Below are 16,251 nucleotides of genomic sequence, written 5' to 3'. Positions count from 1 at the left end.
GGCGAAGCAGAGGAAAGGGCCGATTCGGACCCAGTCTCGCCCGCGACGTCAGCGCCAGTTCGGGCCTTCAACCCAGGTTACGAGGCTTCGGCGCAAGCCGTCGGTCACCGGCAGTACCCGGTGCTGCAGGAAGGAGGGAAAGATCAAGACACTGCCCCTTCCGGCGAAGGTCTCACCTGGGCTCTGGATGCCGAAGAACTCAAATTCGCCGCCCTTGTAGTCGTCCGGTGCCGACAATTGCACCACGACTGAAAGCTTGCGCGCATATGGGCGTGTTGATTCCAGCCACACGTCCTGATGCCAATCGTAGTGTCCGTTGTTAGTGGCACGATATTCGGTGAACTGGATTTCGTACGGCGCATCGATATCGACGCCGAAGTTGGTGCGGTTCGATGAACGGACGAGGTTCATGAGCCGCACGACGATGTCGCGCTCCTGAATCGCGTCCAGCCAGCGGATCGTCGAACTACGGTAGCTTTGATCGCTGCGAAGGGTATCGGAGAATCCGATCGTAGCATTGGCCTCAGGATACTTTCGTGCGCGTGCGAGTATCTTGTCGCACTCAGCCGGCGACAGCGCGCCGGACCAGGCCTCCCAAACATTCTGCATGAATAGCCCCTATTCTGGCCTTGCGCCTTTTTGCGTATACGCAAAAGCGGGAAATCAGAGTGTCCGGGACACGCTGAAGAAGAACCGCGCCTTGCTGCTCATCCCATCGAATGGTTTCTTGACGGGGACAGCAACCTGACCTGTCGCGGTCCAGCCCTTCAGGGGCGTCACGCGAATGCCTCCACCCGCCGACGCGAGCGAGTAGTCACGGCCCGGCAGATTGTAGACAGGACGCGCAAGCGAACGCGCAAGTGCGGCATCGGTATACGCAAAAAATGTTAGCGCTCTCGCGCTCGACTTGCTGCCAAGCGCTCGCCAGGATAGTTCTGCGGATCCGGAAACCGCCCTGTCAGCGGTGAGAAATCCGTCGCGGTAGGCAAGGCCCGCTCCTTCTCCGCCAAGTACGACACGTTCGGTCGTCGGCAATCGATCGGGACTATATTGACCTCGCAAACTGATCTTGGCGGCAAACCTGGGATCGAGTTCCTTCACGAAAGTCGCCTGAAGGTTAGCCTTGCGGAACGCCACCCGGGAATATCCCGAGATCGCCCGGGCCCCCAAGCCGCCAAGGCCGTGGCTTAGAGAGAGCGAGACGCCGTAGCCGCTCGTCTTCCCGATCGCGGACCAACTCGCACCCAGACGCGCGGCGCGCGTACGGAACCCGCCGAATGCGGTATCGAGGTAATAATTGTCGCTGTTCGTGCCATCAAGCGAGGCTGTCAGCGTCAGGTTGCGCTTATAGCTGCGAACCAGCGGATGACTGACGACGATGCCGAGTTGCTTGGCCTCGCCCAAAATGTCGAGATCGCGCGTCCGGGTCCGCACGTAAGCGCCTGTAAGGCCCACTGTGGTACCGCTCGATCCAATGGGAGTCTGGTGGCTCGCCGAGTAGAATTGATAGCGGTGCGGCTGAAGGGGAACGTAACCCGACAGGCGCGTGCTGTCGCCCTCACGGAGCAGACCGTTGAATGCCACTGCAGCCTGCGCCTGCGCTCCGGTGGTGACGTTGAAGACGCCGCGATTGTTGAGGTTGACGGTGATCTCGACCTGCTTGCGACGCACATCGAGATCGAGCGCGAGTTCGCCTGGCTTCGCCGTGCCGCGCAGCTTCGCCTCTACCGTCTGGCCGGGAATGTCACGCAGCAAAGACAGCGTTCGCTCGATCGTCGACTTGTGCGTCGGCGTGTCCCGCATGAGGCGCTTTATATGGGCGTCGATGAGCCGCTTGGGTGTACTGCTGGTTTCCCCCGCCAGAGCATATTGTACGATCCGCCCCTCAAGCACCTGAACCGTCAGCACGCCGTCCGCCGCCGATTGCGCGGGAATGCTCACGGCATAGAACGCAATGTCACTGCTCGCGTAAGCTGCGCTGACCGCGTTCGCGAGCTTCTGCAATGCGTCCCGGTCTAACGGCCCACCGACGAAGGGACCCGTTGCGGCGTCGAGTTTCCTGCGATCGAGAGTAGCGCCAAGGTAGCGGACCTCCTTGAGCGCCACGGTGCTGGCTGCGGTGTCCACGCTTACAGGCGCGGAGGGAAGTTCCGCCGGCGGCGCGGCGCGCGGGATCGCGGGGTCCTGTCGATCGAGTCGGTCCCTGTCGATGGTCGGCGACTGATTGAGCGCCTTGGAGCCCTGTGCCAGCGAAGGCTGAGCCGCAATCGTGAGGGCCGCACCTACGACGAGCAGGGCGCGACGGATTGCTCCGGAGGTCCGGAACCTGCGCATCGCGCCGTCGCGCGCGTTCTCGGGAATTGCCCTCATGATCTTCGATTGCCTGATTTTGCCCGCATAGCGAGCGAGTTGCCCGGCATCAGGTTACGAAGCCATCGCCGCCGTTCATCTCAAATCGAAGCCGTTTCGAGGGTATCGGGCACGCAAGGCGCCTTGTCAGCGTGTCGTCTGGCGACGGAGTACCGTCCGGGTCACCCAGAAAAGCGGCCTGCCCCATGGAAAACCGCTGCGATGGTTACGCAAACACCGCTGGCGGACGCAACCCAGGGCCTTGCTATGGCATCTTCAAGGTAGCGTCGGATCGGTTGCGATCCCGGGCGCTAATTGCCGCTACGTCGGGTTACGGAGACCAATAAACCGCAAATTTTACCATCAGAACTTCGCGGATCGATACGTAGGGCGTGCATGCTTTTCATCGCACTGACAAGCATTTACTTACCGCTAACCTTTACAACCTTATCGCCGTGGCTGGAACAGAGAGGCCTGACGCGAGCAAGATGCTGTCCAAGGATACAACCCTGACAAGCGCGGCAACCTCCGCGAGCACCTTTACCGATGGTCGAGCCTGGCTTGCGATCGCGGCGGCCTGGACCGGTTTCGCAACGAGCTTCCGGAAGGCGATTATGCATGCGCTGGCCGCGGCGGCCTTGGCGCTTATGCTGTCAGGAAAGGTCTCTTCGACAGCGATCATGGCATGGCTGACCCTGGCGGCGCTCGCGCCGCTGCTCGACAGTCGGCTAAACCGTACACGGCACCGGCCTTCGCCCGGCTGGCTATCATCACATGCCGGGACGATACTCTCTGCAGTGCCGTGGGCCTTGCCCTTGTGGGCTTTCGGATCGCAGGCAGGCATGGAAACGGCGACGCAGTTGTGGGCGGTGCTCGCTCTGTTGATGGCAGCATCGGTTTCGCGTGCAACCGCAACGCCGGGAGCAGCTCTCATCTTCTGCGGCATCGTGGGCAATTCCAGTGCGGCCTGGTTCCTGCTCGCATCCGATCCGGCCATGGCCACGATCGCACTGCTGTTCGTCGCGATCACATCCGCAGCCATCGTGGAACGAAAACGCGCCTCTGCTGCTTCGAAAGTCGGCGGAAAAGCCGACGGACAACCGGTCCGCAGTGCCGATGCCGCGGCATCGGCGCAATGCGAGTTCGGACAAGACGGTGCACACTGGCATTGGCAAACCGATGTGTCCCTGCGCCTCCTTGGCGTTTCGCCGCGCTTTGCGCTCGCAGCGGGACGCGATCCCTCCGATCTGGAAGGCATCTCATTTCGCAGGCTGATCGCGGGAGCGTGTGTCGGGGACACTCCTCCGGCTTGCGCCGAACTCGCCGAGCGCATGAAACGTCGCGAAAACATCTGCGACCTTGCCATCAAGGTCAGTACCGGCGGACGAACCCAGTGGTGGAAATTGTCAGCTCAACCGCATTACTGCGAGGATAGGTTCGTAGGCTATCGCGGAACCGGATGCGATGTAACCGAAGGCCGGGAAAATCTCGAAACAATGAACCGCATGGCCCGGTATGACTCTCTGACGGGACTACCGAACCGGGCGATGGTCACCGAAGCGCTGGCATCTGCACTTGATCGCACCGCGCAGCGGCAGCGCAATGCCTGCGCATTCCTTATGATCGATCTCGATAGGTTCAAGGCGGTGAACGACACGCTCGGCCACGATGTCGGCGATACTCTGCTGGTGCGCGTTGCCGAAAGGCTGAGGGAGCAGATCGCCGACAGCGACCTGTGCGGCCGTTTCAGTGGCGATGCCTTCGCGGTAGTCGTTCCTGATGCATCCAACCTCGACCGGGTCAGACTTTTGATCCGGCGGATCACGGATCGGCTGATCCAACCCTACGAGATCGGGCATCATACGGTATTCGTGGGCGCTTCCGTAGGCTGGGCCGTGGGGCCGCACGACGGTGCAAACGCCGAGATGATGATGCGCAATGCCGACCTTGCACTTTACCGCGCCAAGGAGGCCCGCGGCAATTCGCACTGCCGCTACGAGCGCAGCTTCCACGCGCACGCCGAAGAACGTCGCAAGCTGGAGATAGCCTTGCGGGGCGCCATGAAGCACAACGAACTGCACCTCGTGTTCCAGCCCGTGGTCGATGCGCAGTCGGAAGCGATAACCAGTTTCGAGGCACTGCTGCGCTGGCGAAACGCAGAGTATGGCACAGTCAGCCCGGAAAAGTTCATCCCTCTCGCGGAAGAGACACGCCTCATCATTCCCATCGGGGAATGGGTATTACGCGAAGCCTGCAAGGCGGCGGCCGGTTGGCCGGGGGACGTACGCATCGCAGTAAACGTGTCTGGCGAGCAGTTGCTGGACCCGAACTTCGTCACGAACATCGTCAGTGCCCTTGCGGCAAGCGGCCTAGCTCCCGAACGTCTCGAGATCGAGGTTACCGAAAGCATCTTCCTGAGCGACGCGACGCGGGCCTGTACCGCTTTAGAGCACGTCATGGCGCTGGGATGTACGGTGGCGCTGGACGATTTCGGCACCGGCTATTCGTCACTGGGCTACTTGCGCAACATACGCTTCTCCACGATCAAGCTCGATCGATCGTTCGTTCAGGGCGCCGCTGGCGGAAACAGGGAATGCCTTGCGATCCTGCGCGCAGTGGTGACCCTGGCGGACAGTCTGGGCATCAGCACCACCGCGGAAGGGGTCGAAACCCGCCGGGATGTCGACCTCGTAAGGGCTCTCGGTTGCAGCAAGATCCAGGGGTACTATTTCGGGAAGCCGCAGGATGCGCCTGCGGCACGGTCGATGTTCGAGATGTCCTGATACGCCCGACTGCTTCGACTCTTTGTGAGATTGGTTCGCAACAACTGCTCTCCTAGTCCGCGCGGCATGGATCACCCACCCGCGAACAGAATGGAACCCAGGACGCGGGATGCTCTGAGCCTTTTGCTGGAGAATCGTCCCGCTCTCATCCGCTATGCCGTGACGATCGTGGGCGATGTCGGTCTGGCCTAAGACATCGTCCAGAACGCCTGACGTCGAGAGACAAGAGGCCAGGCCACAGCCGGAGCGGGAAATTCCGCGCCAGCCGATGGTCGTGCTCGCCGCCGGACCGGCCAACGAGCCCCTCGCCTCCGAGCTGGCGGAAATCGTCGATCCCGGCTCGACTGGGAGGCATCGGTCCTCGCTCACCTGGAGCGCTTCCGCCGCTATCCGCGCCCGTGCCCACGCGGCCCGGCAATAGGGCGCGGTGCAAGTGCGCTTCACGATGAACCGCGCAAGGTTCGTCCTGTCCTGCGCGATCGTGCGCAAGTCCGGCTCATTCATGCTCGATCAGGCGGCGCTCGACACGCTGCGGCGCGCGCAGCCCCTGCCCGCCATTCCTGCGGGACGTCTGGATACCGTGGAACTGACCGTGCCGATCGAGTTCGATCTCCGCTAGGCCGTAGCCGACCAGCGCCCGGGGACCATCACCTGCTTCCACAAGGCCGGCCCCGCGAACAGCAGGGCATCGCCCACGACCATGAGCACGACGACGATCGCGCACAGGCCAAGATCGGCAAGGCTGGCCGGTGCGGGCGGATGGGCATGCACCCGCGTGTACAGCACGCGCACCGTCAGCGCCGCGAGCGTCAGGACAGCGAAGCCGCAGACGCGCAAGCCCATCTGCGCCGCCAGAGTTTCATGCCAACGGATCATATGTCACCTCCCTTGAGGAGGCGCTTCAACTACGCACCTTCGCATAGCAATTCGAGAGGGGAACCTGTGGCTTGGCATTGAGATTGCATAAGATCGCGGCGGAATTTGCGCCGGGAAAACGCAAATCATATGCCGATCATATGCGTTCGGCACCTTGCCGATATGGAGATCAAATGCGGTTCCATGGCATGGGCATCGGGCAATGCAACCAAGGGGTCATGACTTGAGCAGCGATCAGACCGGTGCGATTTCGGGCCACGGCAGCGGACCTCACGGGCGGCTGCCGACGCTCGCGCTCGGTGCGCTGGGCGTGGTGTTCGGGGATATCGGCACGTCCCCGCTCTATGCGCTCAAGGAGAGCTTCGTCGGGCACCATCCGCTGGCCGTGGACCACGCGCACATCTTCGGCGTGCTCTCGCTGATCTTCTGGACGATGACGCTGATCGTGACGTTCAAGTACGTCTTCATCGTCATGCGCGCCGACAACGAGGGCGAAGGCGGCTCGATGGCCCTCCTCGCGCTGATCGGGCGGAGCCTGGGCGAAACGCGCTGGACGCCGGTGATCGCGATGCTGGGCGTGATCGCGACCGCGCTGTTCTATGGCGATGCGATCATCACCCCCGCCATCTCCGTGTTGTCGGCGGTCGAGGGGCTTACCGTCGTGGAGACGTCGCTGGGCGAACTGGTGCTGCCGATCGCGATCGTCATCCTCCTCGGCCTGTTCCTGATTCAGAAGCACGGCACCGAGCGGGTCGGCGCATTCTTCGGGCCGGTCATGGCGGTGTACTTCGTTGTTCTCGCGGTGCTGGGCGTGACCAACATCATCGTCCATCCTCAGATCATCGGCATCGTCAACCCGTACTGGGCCTGGCACTTCTTCGCGCTCGATCCCAGGCTGGCGTTCCTCGCGCTGGGGTCGGTGGTGCTGGCGGTGACCGGCGCGGAGGCGCTCTATGCCGACATGGGGCATTTCGGCCGCAAGGCCATCAGCATCGCCTGGCTCTACGCCGCGCTGCCCTGCCTCATGCTCAACTACATGGGACAGGGCGCTCTGCTGCTCGACCATCCCGAGGCGGCGAGCAATCCCTTCTTCCTGCTCGCCCCGGAATGGGCACGACTGCCGCTAGTGATCCTCGCGACGCTGGCCACCGTCATCGCCAGCCAGGCGGTGATTTCGGGCGCGTTCTCGATCACCCGCCAGGCGGTGCAGCTCGGCTTCCTGCCGAGGCTGCGCATCCTCCACACCAGCGCTTCGGCGGAGGGGCAGGTCTACGTACCGATCGTCAACTGGGCGCTGCTGGTCTTCGTCGTCCTGCTGGTGCTCTCGTTCCGCTCATCGGGCAGTCTGGCGGCGGCTTACGGCATCGCGGTGACGGGGACGATGGTGATCACCGCCTGCATGCTGGGCGTCCTGACCTTCAGCGTCTGGCGCTGGCCGCCGGTGGTGGCGGGGACTGTCACCGGACTGTTCCTGATCATCGACGGCGCCTACTTCCTGTCGAACGCGACGAAGATCCCCGACGGCGGCTGGTTCCCGCTGCTGGTCGCCGCGATCGTCTTCGTAATGCTCACCACGTGGTCCACGGGCCGCAAGGTCATGCGCCGCTATCTTGCAGAAGGGGCCATCGACCTCGACCTGTTCATCAAGTCCACGGCGGGATCGGTACGCCGCGTCGCGGGTACGGCCGTCTTCCTCTCCTCCACCAGCGAAGGTGTGCCGCCCGCGCTGCTTCACAACGTCAAGCACAACAAGGTGTTGCACGAGCGCATCGTCATCCTCACGGTGACGACCGAAGCGGTGCCGTCGATGCCGGAGGAAGGCCGCATCACCATCGCCGATCACGGCGCGAACTTCTACCGCATGCGCCTGCGCCACGGCTTCCTCGAGGACGTGGACATTCCCGCCTCGCTCAAGGCCGTCACCACCTGCGGCGCGCCGTTCGGGTCGATGGACACCAGCTACTTCCTCAGCCGCCAGACCCTGATCGCCTCCGAGAAGCCCGGCATGGCGCTCTGGCGCGAGAAGCTCTTCGCGTGGATGATCCGCAATGCGGCGACGCCGATGGAGTTCTTCAACCTGCCGACGAACCGTGTCGTCGAACTCGGCTCGCAAGTGGAGATCTGAGAGCCCGCGCGCCCGTCACTCCGGCGACACGTGCAGGCGATAGCCCACGCCGATCTCGTTGCCGATGATTTGCGGGCGCTGCGGATCGTCCTCCAGCTTCTGCCGCAGGCTGCGCACCAGCACGCGCAGGTATTCGACGTGCCGCTCGTTCTCGGACGGCCAGACCTGCATCATGATCTGGTGGTGCGTGATGACTCGCCCCGGATGCTGCGCCAGTTGCGCGACCACGGCATATTCCTTGGGCGTGAGGTGCACTTCCCTGCCCGCCTTGGTGATGCGCCGCTCCATCAGGTCGATCGACACGTCACCCGCAGTCACGGCCGACACGCCGCCGCCCCGCGCCATCCGGTGCCGCAGCGCCACGCGCAGGCGCGCCAGCAGTTCGTCAGTGTCGAACGGCTTGGTCAGGTAATCGTCCGCCCCCAGATCCAGCGCCGCCACCTTTTCGTCCGTGGCATCGCGCGCCGAGACGATGATCAGCGTCGCATCGGTCTCCTTCTTGATCAGCGGCACCAGTTCCAGCCCGTCACGATCGGGCAGGCCAAGGTCCAGCAGCACGAGATCTGGGCGCTCCTCGCGCAGGCGCTCCATCGTCTCGCGCGCGTTGCCTGCCTCGACCGTCGCATAGTCGGCCCTTCCGAGCGCCGTCTGGATCAGGCGCCGGATATGCGGCTCGTCATCGACGATGAGCACCTTGTGGCGGGTCTTCATGGCATGTCCTCATTGTCGAGGTGCCGGATGATCAGCGCCTCGGGAATACGGATGGTGAAGCAGGCGCCGAAGGGGTCCTCGGCGTTGGCGGCCTCGACCGAAAGGCCCATGGCCTCGGCGAAACCCTTGACGATGGCGAGGCCGAGCCCGGTGCCATGGCGCACCCGGTCGGAGCCTTCGAGCCGGGTGAACGTCTCGAACACGCGCTTTTCCTGACCCGGCGGAATGCCCGGCCCCCGATCGATCACCGACAACCGCAAGGCGCCCGGCGAACGACGGCAGCGCACCAGGATCGGCGTCCCGGGTTCGCCATAGCGCCCGGCATTGTCGAGCAGGTTGATCAGGCAATGGTGCAGCAGCACCGGATCAAGCCGCACCAATGGTATGTCCGGCGCAATGTCGAGGTCGATCTGCCTCCCTTGCAGCGCACCCCGGGTATCGTGGACGGCACTGGCAACCGCGTCGAACAGGTCGGTCGCTTCGGGCTTCATCGGCAGCGCGCCCGCCTCGACGCGGGCCATGTCGAGCAGGTTGGCGACGAAGCGGTTGAGGCGCTGCGCCTCGGCATCGATGGTCTCGACGAGGTCGGGCGACGGGTGCGTCCTGAACTCCTGCGCCGCCGTCAGGATCGTGGTGAGCGGCGTGCGCAAGTCATGGCTGACCGACGAGAGCAACGCCGCGCGTAGCCGGTCGCGCTCGCCCACGGCTTGCGCCTTGAGGTTCTCCTCCTCCAGCGCCATGCGGTCGAAGGCGATCGACGCCTGATCGAGCAGGCTCATCAGCAGCGGCACTTCGTCCGAGCGCACCGGGTCGCCGGCATCCTCGCGCGCGATGCCGAGAACGGCCATCACGCCCCGGCCCGATGCGGCGGACGCACGCAGCGGGTGAAATAGCCAGTCGGAGGCGGTCAGCGTCGCCGAGCCGCGCCCGGCGGGCTGCTCATTATCGATCGCCCATTGTGCGGCGGCCAGTTCGATCTGATCCATCCGGTCCTCGGGCGGATAGGCGGCGGCGAGGTCCGGGCCTGCCAGCGAGGGCAGCAGCAGCACCGCGCGCACGTCGAGCAGACGGGCGACTTCGGCGCAGATCGCCTGCATCAGCTCGTCCTGCGTGGCTGCCGCCGTCAACTGGCGCGAGAAGCTGGCAAGCGCGGCGTTCTGGCGTGCGCTGGCGCCCGCGAGGTCGGCCTGCGCGCGGACCCGCGCGGCGAACTGGCTGGTGACCACCGCCACGCCCAGCAGCACCAGGATCGAGATCACGTTCTCGGGATTGGCGACGGTCAGCGTGCCGGTCGGCGGCAGGAAGAAGAAGTTGTAGGCGAGGCTGGAGGCCAGCCCCGCGAACAGCCCCGCCCGCAGCGAGAGCGAGGCCGCCGCGAACATCACCGGGATCAGGTAGAGCAGCGCGATGTTGCCAAGGTCGATCACCTCGACCAGCAGACGGCCGAGCACGGTCATTGCCGCGACCATCAGCAGCGCCCCCAGGTAATGCCCCGGATGGCCCCATTGCCCCCATCGTTGACCTCGCCTTCTTTCGGGCTTGCGGCCACTGTCAACCGGCTCGCCCGAAGGCAGGACGTGCACGGCGACGTCGCCGATCGTGCGCACCAGCCGGTCCACCACCGAGCCGTGCCGCGCCTCGAACCACCATGAGCGGTGCGACTTGCCGATGACGATCTGCGTCGCGCGCGCATCCTTTGCGAAGCCGCCCAGCCCCTCGACGACGCCCGCCGCCGGGATGCTGGCGGTGGAGGCGCCGAGGCGCGAGGCCAGTGCGAGGGTATCGGCCAGCTGTCGGCGCTCGCCATCGGAGAAGTGCTGGTCGCGCCGGGTCTCGATGTGCACGGCGGTCCAAGGCGCGCGCAAGGCGTCGGCCATGCGCTTGCCCGCCCGCACCAGTCCGGCGGCATGAGGGTGCTCGCTGACGGCGACGACGATGCGTTCGCCCACCGCGAAGCTGCCCGCCAGCGCATGGGCGCGCACGTGCTCCAGCATCTGCGCGTCCACCGCCTGCGCCGCACGGCGCAGCGCCAGTTCGCGCAGCGCGGTGAGGTTGGACTTGGAGAAGAAGTGCCCCAGCGCGCGCGTCGCCTCGTGCGGCACGTAGACCTTGCCGTCCCTGAGCCGCTCGATCAGTTCGTCGGGCGGAATGTCGACGACTTCGATCTCGGCCTGTTCGAGTATCGAATCGGGCACCGTCTCGCGCACGCGGACGCGGGTGAACGAGGCGACCACATCGTTCAGGCTCTCGACGTGCTGGATGTTGAGCGTGGAACAGACGTCGATCCCGGCGTCGAGCAATTCCTCGACGTCCTGATAGCGCTTGGGATGGCGGCTGCCGGGTGCGTTGGTGTGCGCGAGTTCATCGACCAGCACCAAGGCCGGCGCTCGGGCGAGGATGGCGTCGATGTCCATCTCGCCCAGCGTGTGACCGACGTGGTCCACCGTGCGGCGGGCGACGATCTCGTGGCCCTCGACCAGCGCCCCGGTCTCTCGCCGCCCGTGCGTTTCCACGACACCGACGACCACGTCCACCCCCGCCGCGCGGCGCTGGTGGCCTTCGGTCAACATCTCCCAGGTCTTGCCGACGCCGGGCGCGGCGCCGAGAAAGATCTTGAGACGGCCGCGACCCTCCCGCGCGGCGGCGCGCAGGAGGGCTTCGGGCGATGGGCGTTCAGGCTCGTTCACCGGACCGGCTTAGCGCGCAATGCATCCAGTCGTCGATTGAGTTCGAACACGTTGACGCGGCGTTCGCCGATGAAGCCGAGCACTGGCTCCTCGATGCTGCCCGCGACGAGGCGGCGCAGCGCGTCGGGTTCGAACCCGCGCGCGCGGGCCACGCGGTCCACCTGATACAAGGCCGCCTCGGGGCTGATATCGGGGTCGAGCCCCGAGGCGGAGGTGGTCACCAGGTCGGACGGAACGGGACGCCCTGGTGTCGCAGCCTGCATGCGTTGGAGATCGGCCTGCACCCGGTCGTGCAGCGCCTGTGAGGCGGGGCCGAGGTTGGACCCGGAGGAGGCAAGGCCGTCGTAGCCCCCCTGATCGGAAGCGCCCGCCGCCGAAGGCCGGGTGTTGAAGTAGCGCTCCGAAGTGAAGGCCTGCCCGACCACGGTGGAGCCGATCACCCTGCCGCTTTCGGTGACGAGGCTGCCATTCGCCTGACGCGGGAACAGCGCTTGCCCGATCCCGGTCATCGCCAGCGGATAGGCAAGGCCGAGCAGAATGGCGAATAGCCCGGTCATCACGAGCGCGGGGCGCAGCGAGCTTGAAATATCGTTGGTCATTTGTCTGTCTCCTGTGAGCCTGCGCTTCGCCTCGGGGGCTTCGACAAGCTCAGCCTGAGCGGTGTTGAGAGGTTTACCCTTTTTTCCCCGTCATTCCCGCGAAGGCGGGGACCCATCTGATGGCCGTGCGATCGGCTACTTCAGGAGATGGGTTCCCGCCTTCGCGGGAATGACGGGAAAGAGAAGGTTCAGTTCGCCGTCATCCTCACGCCAGTCCCAGCCCGCCGACCGCGAGATCGATGAGCTTGATGCCGACGAACGGCGCGATCAGCCCGCCAAGGCCGTAGACCGCGAGGTTGCGCGCCAGCAGCGGTCCCGCGCCCATCGGCTTGTACGTGACGCCGCGCAGCGCCAGCGGCACGAGGCAGGGGATGATGAGCGCGTTGAAGATGATCGCCGAAAGGATCGCGCTCTGCGGGCTCGACAGGCCCATCACGTTGAGCACGCCGAGGCCGGGGTAGAGCGCCACGAACATTGCCGGGATGATCGCGAAGTACTTGGCCACGTCGTTCGCCACCGAGAACGTCGTCAGCGCGCCGCGCGTCATCAGCAGTTGCTTGCCGAGGCCGACGACCTCGATCAGCTTGGTCGGGTCGCTGTCGAGGTCGACCATGTTGCCCGCCTCGCGCGCGGCCTGGGTGCCGGTGTTCATGGCGACGCCGACGTCCGCCTGCGCCAGCGCGGGGGCGTCGTTGGTGCCGTCGCCGCACATGGCGACGAGGCGGCCGCCCTGCTGTTCCTTGCGGATCAGCGCCAGCTTGTCCTCCGGCGTGGCTTCGGCGAGGAAGTCGTCCACCCCCGATTCCGCCGCGATCGAGGCGGCCGTCAGCGGGTTGTCGCCGGTTATCATGACGGTGCGGATGCCCATCGCGCGCAATTCGCCGAAGCGCTCGCGGATGCCCGCCTTGACGATATCCTTGAGGAAGATCGCGCCCAGCAGCCTGCCATCGACCGCAACCGCCAGCGGCGTGCCGCCCGCGCGGCCGATCTCGTCGGCGATGCGGCGCAGTTCGGTGGCGGCGGCAGTCGCGCCCGCGCCGGGATTGGCGGCAAGGATCGCCTGAACCGCGCCCTTCTGGATGATCCTCCCGCCGGTGTTCACGCCGGAGATGCGGGTCTGCGCGGTGAAGGGGATGACCTCGGCGCCCTCGGGAAGCACCGTCGCGGTCTGGCCGAACTTCTCGCGCGCCAGCACGACGATCGAGCGGCCCTCGGGCGTCTCGTCGGCAAGGCTGGCGACCAGCGCGGCTTCGGCAAGTTCGCTCATGCCCACGCCGCCCACCGTGCGGAACTCGCTGGCCTGACGGTCGCCGACGGTGATGGTGCCGGTCTTGTCGAGCAACAGCACGTCGATGTCGCCCGCTGCCTCCACCGCGCGGCCGGACTTCGCCAGCACGTTGAAGCGCACCAGCCGGTCCATGCCCGCGATGCCGATGGCCGAGAGTAGCGCCGCGATCGTCGTCGGGATCAGCGTGATGAGCAGCGCCGCGAGGATCGCCACCGGCACCGCGCCGCCCGCATAGCTGGCAAAGCCGGGGATGGTGGCGACGGCGATCAGGAAGATGATGGTCAGGCCCACCAGCAGCAGGGTCAGGGCGATCTCGTTGGGGGTCTTCTGGCGCTCGGCGCCTTCGACCAGCGCGATCATGCGGTCGAGGAAGCCCTGTCCCGGATTGACGGTGACGCGCACGCGGATCTCGTCTGAGATGACGCGGGTGCCCGCCGTCACCGCTGAGCGGTCACCGCCCGCCTCGCGGATGACGGGCGCGCTCTCGCCGGTGATCGCGGCCTCGTTGACCGAGGCGACACCGGCGACGACTTCGCCGTCCGAGGGGATGAGGTCGCCGGTCTGGACGAGGACGACGTCGTCCTTTTTCAGCAGGCTGGCGGGGACGGAGTCGTAGCGGCTACCGTCACCCTTCAGCCGCTTGGCAGTGAGTTCCGCCTTGGTCGCGCGCAAGCTGGCGGCCTGCGCCTTGCCGCGCCCTTCGGCCAGCGCCTCGGCGAACGTGCCGAACAGGACGGTCAACCAGAGCCACAGCACCAGCTGGATCTTGAACCCGGCGTCGAGGCCGTCGCGGCCGACGATGAGCAGCACCGTCAGCAGCACCGCGACGACGGCGGTGGTGAACATCACCGGGTTGCGGATCAGTTCCTTCGGATTGAGCTTGCGGAAGGCATCGCCGATCGCCGGAACGATCAGGTCTGCGGTGAACAGGGATTTGGTTTGCGATCGGGACATCGTCAGGTCCTCAGAAAAGCTGGCCACGGATCATCGCGAGATGATCGGCGACAGGGCCAAGGGCGAGGCTGGGAAGGAAGGTCAGGCCGCCCACGATCAGGACGATGCCGATCAGCAGGCCGGTCCACAGCAGCCCGGTGGTGGGGAAACTGCCCGCCGTCTCCGGCGTGTACCTTTTGGCGGCGAGGCTGCCCGCGATCGCCAGCATCGGCACGATGACGAAGAACCGGCCGAGCCACATGGCGACGCCCAGCATGCCGTTGTAGAACGGCGTGCCCGCACTCAGCCCCGCGAAGGCCGAGCCGTTGTTGCCTACGGCGCTGGTGAAGGCGTAGAGGATCTCGGAGAACCCGTGCGGCCCCTTGTTGAGCGGCCCGGCAAGGCCCGCAGGCAGCACCGAGGCCACGGCGGTCATGCCCAGGATCACCAGCGGCAGCACCGCGATCGCCAGCACCGCCAGCTTGACCTCGCGGCTCTCGATCTTCTTGCCGACATACTCGGGCGTGCGGCCCACCATCAGCCCCGCCACGAAGACGGCAAGGATAGCGAACAGCAGGAACCCGTAGATCCCTGCGCCGACGCCGCCGACGACGACTTCGCCAAGCTGCATGTTGAACAGCGGGATCATGCCGCCCAGCGCCGTGAAGCTGTCATGCATGGCATTGACCGCGCCGCAGCTCGCCGCCGTGGTGACGACCGAGAACAGCGCCGAGGCGACCACGCCGAAGCGGACTTCCTTGCCCTCCATGTTGCCCCCGGCGACGCCGAGGTGATGGAGCACCGGATTGCCCACCGCTTCCTGCCAGTAGACCACGGCGGTGCCGATCAGGAAGATCGTCATCATCGCCGCCAGGATCGCCCAGCCCTGGCGGGTATTGCCCACCGCCTTGCCGAAGCACCAGGTCATGCCGGTGCCGATCACGAAAATCGACAGCATCTGGACGAAGTTGGTCAGCACGTCCGGGTTCTCGAAGGGGTGAGCGGAATTGGCGTTGAAGAAGCCGCCGCCGTTGGTGCCCAGCATCTTGATCGCCTCCTGCGAGGCGACGGGGCCGAGCGCGAGCGTCTGCTTCACGCCTTCCAGCGTCGAGACGTCGACCGATGCCGCCAGCGTCTGCGGCACGCCCGCCGCAATCAGGTACAGCGTGTAGACCACGCAGGCGGGCAGCAGCAGGTAGAGCGTCACGCGCGTAATGTCGGCCCAGAAGTTGCCGATTCCGGTAGCGCTGCGGCGCGCGAACCCACGGAACAGCGCGAAGGCCAGCGCGATCCCGGTGGCCGCCGAGAGGAAGTTATGGATCGTCAGCGCGAACATCTGCGACAGGTTGCTCATCACCGCCTCGCCCACGTACCACTGCCAGTTGGTATTGGTGGTGAAGCTGACGGCGGTGTTGAACGCCCCGTCCGCGCCGATGCCCGCATAGCCGAGGCCGTTGAGCGGCAACACGCCTTGCAGGCGCAGCACCGCATAAGTCAGGAGCAGCAGCACGGCGTTGAACACCAGCATGTGCACCGCGTAGCGATGCCACGGCTGGTCCTCGTCCGGGTTAATGCCTGACAGCTTGTAGAAGCCGCGCTCTACGGGTCCGAGCACACGATGAAGCGGCGTGCGGCGGCCCTCGTACAGCGCGTGGAGCCACAGCCCCATAGGTTTGGTGAGCGCCAGCAGAACGCCGACGAAAGCTGCGATATACAGCCATCCCTGGAAGGTCATGACGGCGCCCCCTCAGAACCGCTCGGGCCGTGCGAGCACGGCAACGAGATAGACGAGAAGGCCGAGTGCGGTGAAACCCGCCAGCCACAGATCGATGGTCATGTCGGTCGCGCCCCTCACGCCTTGTTGCACAGGCCGACGTAGCCGAGACTGGCCGCCAGCAAC

The 16,251-nt window shown here is 65.5% G+C and carries 12 protein-coding genes; 3 read left to right on the top strand and 9 right to left on the bottom strand.

The annotated features are described in order from the left end of the window. Nucleotides 1-48: 48 nt before the first annotated feature. Together PKE80_RS22105 and PKE80_RS22100 are read right to left on the bottom strand one after the other, a co-directional pair. On the bottom strand, nt 49-609 hold the full coding sequence (locus PKE80_RS22105) for a 2OG-Fe(II) oxygenase (RefSeq protein WP_271184372.1): 561 nt from the start codon (nt 607-609) through the stop codon (nt 49-51). A 54-nt stretch (nt 610-663) separates the two neighbouring features. After that, nucleotides 664-2,370, bottom strand: a complete 1,707-nt coding sequence (locus PKE80_RS22100; protein WP_271184371.1) for a ShlB/FhaC/HecB family hemolysin secretion/activation protein — start codon at nt 2,368-2,370, stop codon at nt 664-666. Nucleotides 2,371-2,741: 371 nt separating this feature from the next. Between PKE80_RS22100 and PKE80_RS22095 the strand changes: the two genes are divergently transcribed. Together PKE80_RS22095 and PKE80_RS22090 are read left to right on the top strand one after the other, a co-directional pair. Continuing rightward, nucleotides 2,742-5,132, top strand: coding sequence for a putative bifunctional diguanylate cyclase/phosphodiesterase (locus PKE80_RS22095; RefSeq protein WP_271184370.1), 2,391 nt, complete (start codon nt 2,742-2,744; stop codon nt 5,130-5,132). 445 nt (nt 5,133-5,577) lie between these two features. Further along, complete coding sequence (locus PKE80_RS22090) at nt 5,578-5,751, top strand: TonB family protein (protein WP_271184369.1); 174 nt, start codon at nt 5,578-5,580, stop codon at nt 5,749-5,751. Here the strand turns inward: PKE80_RS22090 and PKE80_RS22085 are convergent. Then, the gene (locus PKE80_RS22085; protein WP_271184368.1) at nt 5,748-6,008 is read right to left on the bottom strand and encodes a hypothetical protein; all 261 of its coding nucleotides are present in this window, start codon (nt 6,006-6,008) and stop codon (nt 5,748-5,750) included. The genes PKE80_RS22090 and PKE80_RS22085 overlap by 4 nt on opposite strands. 202 nt (nt 6,009-6,210) lie before the next feature. On the opposite strand from PKE80_RS22085, the gene PKE80_RS22080 reads away from it, so the two are divergent. Continuing rightward, nucleotides 6,211-8,133: a potassium transporter Kup gene (locus PKE80_RS22080; RefSeq protein ID WP_370424651.1), complete on the top strand. Its 1,923-nt coding sequence runs from the start codon at nt 6,211-6,213 to the stop codon at nt 8,131-8,133. A gap of 15 nt (nt 8,134-8,148) precedes the next feature. Here PKE80_RS22080 and PKE80_RS22075 read toward each other — a convergent pair whose 3' ends face one another. From PKE80_RS22075 to PKE80_RS22050, 6 genes are all read right to left on the bottom strand, one after another. After that, complete coding sequence (locus tag PKE80_RS22075; protein WP_036527905.1) at nt 8,149-8,844, bottom strand: response regulator; 696 nt, start codon at nt 8,842-8,844, stop codon at nt 8,149-8,151. Beyond that, on the bottom strand, nt 8,841-11,531 hold the full coding sequence (locus PKE80_RS22070; RefSeq protein WP_271184367.1) for a DUF4118 domain-containing protein: 2,691 nt from the start codon (nt 11,529-11,531) through the stop codon (nt 8,841-8,843). The genes PKE80_RS22075 and PKE80_RS22070 overlap by 4 nt, the downstream gene beginning before the upstream one ends. After that, complete coding sequence (gene kdpC, locus PKE80_RS22065; RefSeq protein ID WP_271184366.1) at nt 11,528-12,130, bottom strand: potassium-transporting ATPase subunit KdpC; 603 nt, start codon at nt 12,128-12,130, stop codon at nt 11,528-11,530. The genes PKE80_RS22070 and kdpC overlap by 4 nt, the downstream gene beginning before the upstream one ends. A gap of 205 nt (nt 12,131-12,335) precedes the next feature. Next, nucleotides 12,336-14,372, bottom strand: coding sequence for a potassium-transporting ATPase subunit KdpB (kdpB, locus tag PKE80_RS22060; protein ID WP_271184365.1), 2,037 nt, complete (start codon nt 14,370-14,372; stop codon nt 12,336-12,338). Between the two features lie 10 nt (nt 14,373-14,382). Continuing rightward, nucleotides 14,383-16,086, bottom strand: coding sequence for a potassium-transporting ATPase subunit KdpA (gene kdpA / locus PKE80_RS22055; RefSeq protein ID WP_271184364.1), 1,704 nt, complete (start codon nt 16,084-16,086; stop codon nt 14,383-14,385). A 12-nt stretch (nt 16,087-16,098) separates the two neighbouring features. Next, nucleotides 16,099-16,188 carry a potassium-transporting ATPase subunit F gene (locus PKE80_RS22050; RefSeq protein WP_008829858.1) on the bottom strand — a complete coding sequence of 30 codons (90 nt, stop codon included), beginning with the start codon at nt 16,186-16,188 and terminating at the stop codon, nt 16,099-16,101. Nucleotides 16,189-16,251: the final 63 nt, after the last annotated feature.

Source organism: Novosphingobium resinovorum, assembly GCF_027922145.1.
Taxonomy (GTDB): domain Bacteria; phylum Pseudomonadota; class Alphaproteobacteria; order Sphingomonadales; family Sphingomonadaceae; genus Novosphingobium; species Novosphingobium resinovorum.
Note: the sequence above shows the minus strand (reverse complement) of the source record. Positions and strands in the feature narration are given on the sequence as shown.

What these genes read in the sequence shown, in the direction of transcription:
- PKE80_RS22050 (WP_008829858.1), bottom strand. Translation starts at nt 16,188, where the DNA reads ATGACCATCGATCTGTGGCTGGCGGGTTTCACCGCACTCGGCCTTCTC.
- PKE80_RS22080 (WP_370424651.1), top strand. Translation starts at nt 6,211, where the DNA reads ATGCAACCAAGGGGTCATGACTTGAGCAGCGATCAGACCGGTGCGATT.
- PKE80_RS22100 (WP_271184371.1), bottom strand. Translation starts at nt 2,370, where the DNA reads ATGAGGGCAATTCCCGAGAACGCGCGCGACGGCGCGATGCGCAGGTTC.
- PKE80_RS22105 (WP_271184372.1), bottom strand. Translation starts at nt 609, where the DNA reads ATGCAGAATGTTTGGGAGGCCTGGTCCGGCGCGCTGTCGCCGGCTGAG.
- PKE80_RS22090 (WP_271184369.1), top strand. Translation starts at nt 5,578, where the DNA reads ATGAACCGCGCAAGGTTCGTCCTGTCCTGCGCGATCGTGCGCAAGTCC.
- kdpA (WP_271184364.1), bottom strand. Translation starts at nt 16,086, where the DNA reads ATGACCTTCCAGGGATGGCTGTATATCGCAGCTTTCGTCGGCGTTCTG.
- PKE80_RS22075 (WP_036527905.1), bottom strand. Translation starts at nt 8,844, where the DNA reads ATGAAGACCCGCCACAAGGTGCTCATCGTCGATGACGAGCCGCATATC.
- kdpC (WP_271184366.1), bottom strand. Translation starts at nt 12,130, where the DNA reads ATGACCAACGATATTTCAAGCTCGCTGCGCCCCGCGCTCGTGATGACC.
- kdpB (WP_271184365.1), bottom strand. Translation starts at nt 14,372, where the DNA reads ATGTCCCGATCGCAAACCAAATCCCTGTTCACCGCAGACCTGATCGTT.
- PKE80_RS22085 (WP_271184368.1), bottom strand. Translation starts at nt 6,008, where the DNA reads ATGATCCGTTGGCATGAAACTCTGGCGGCGCAGATGGGCTTGCGCGTC.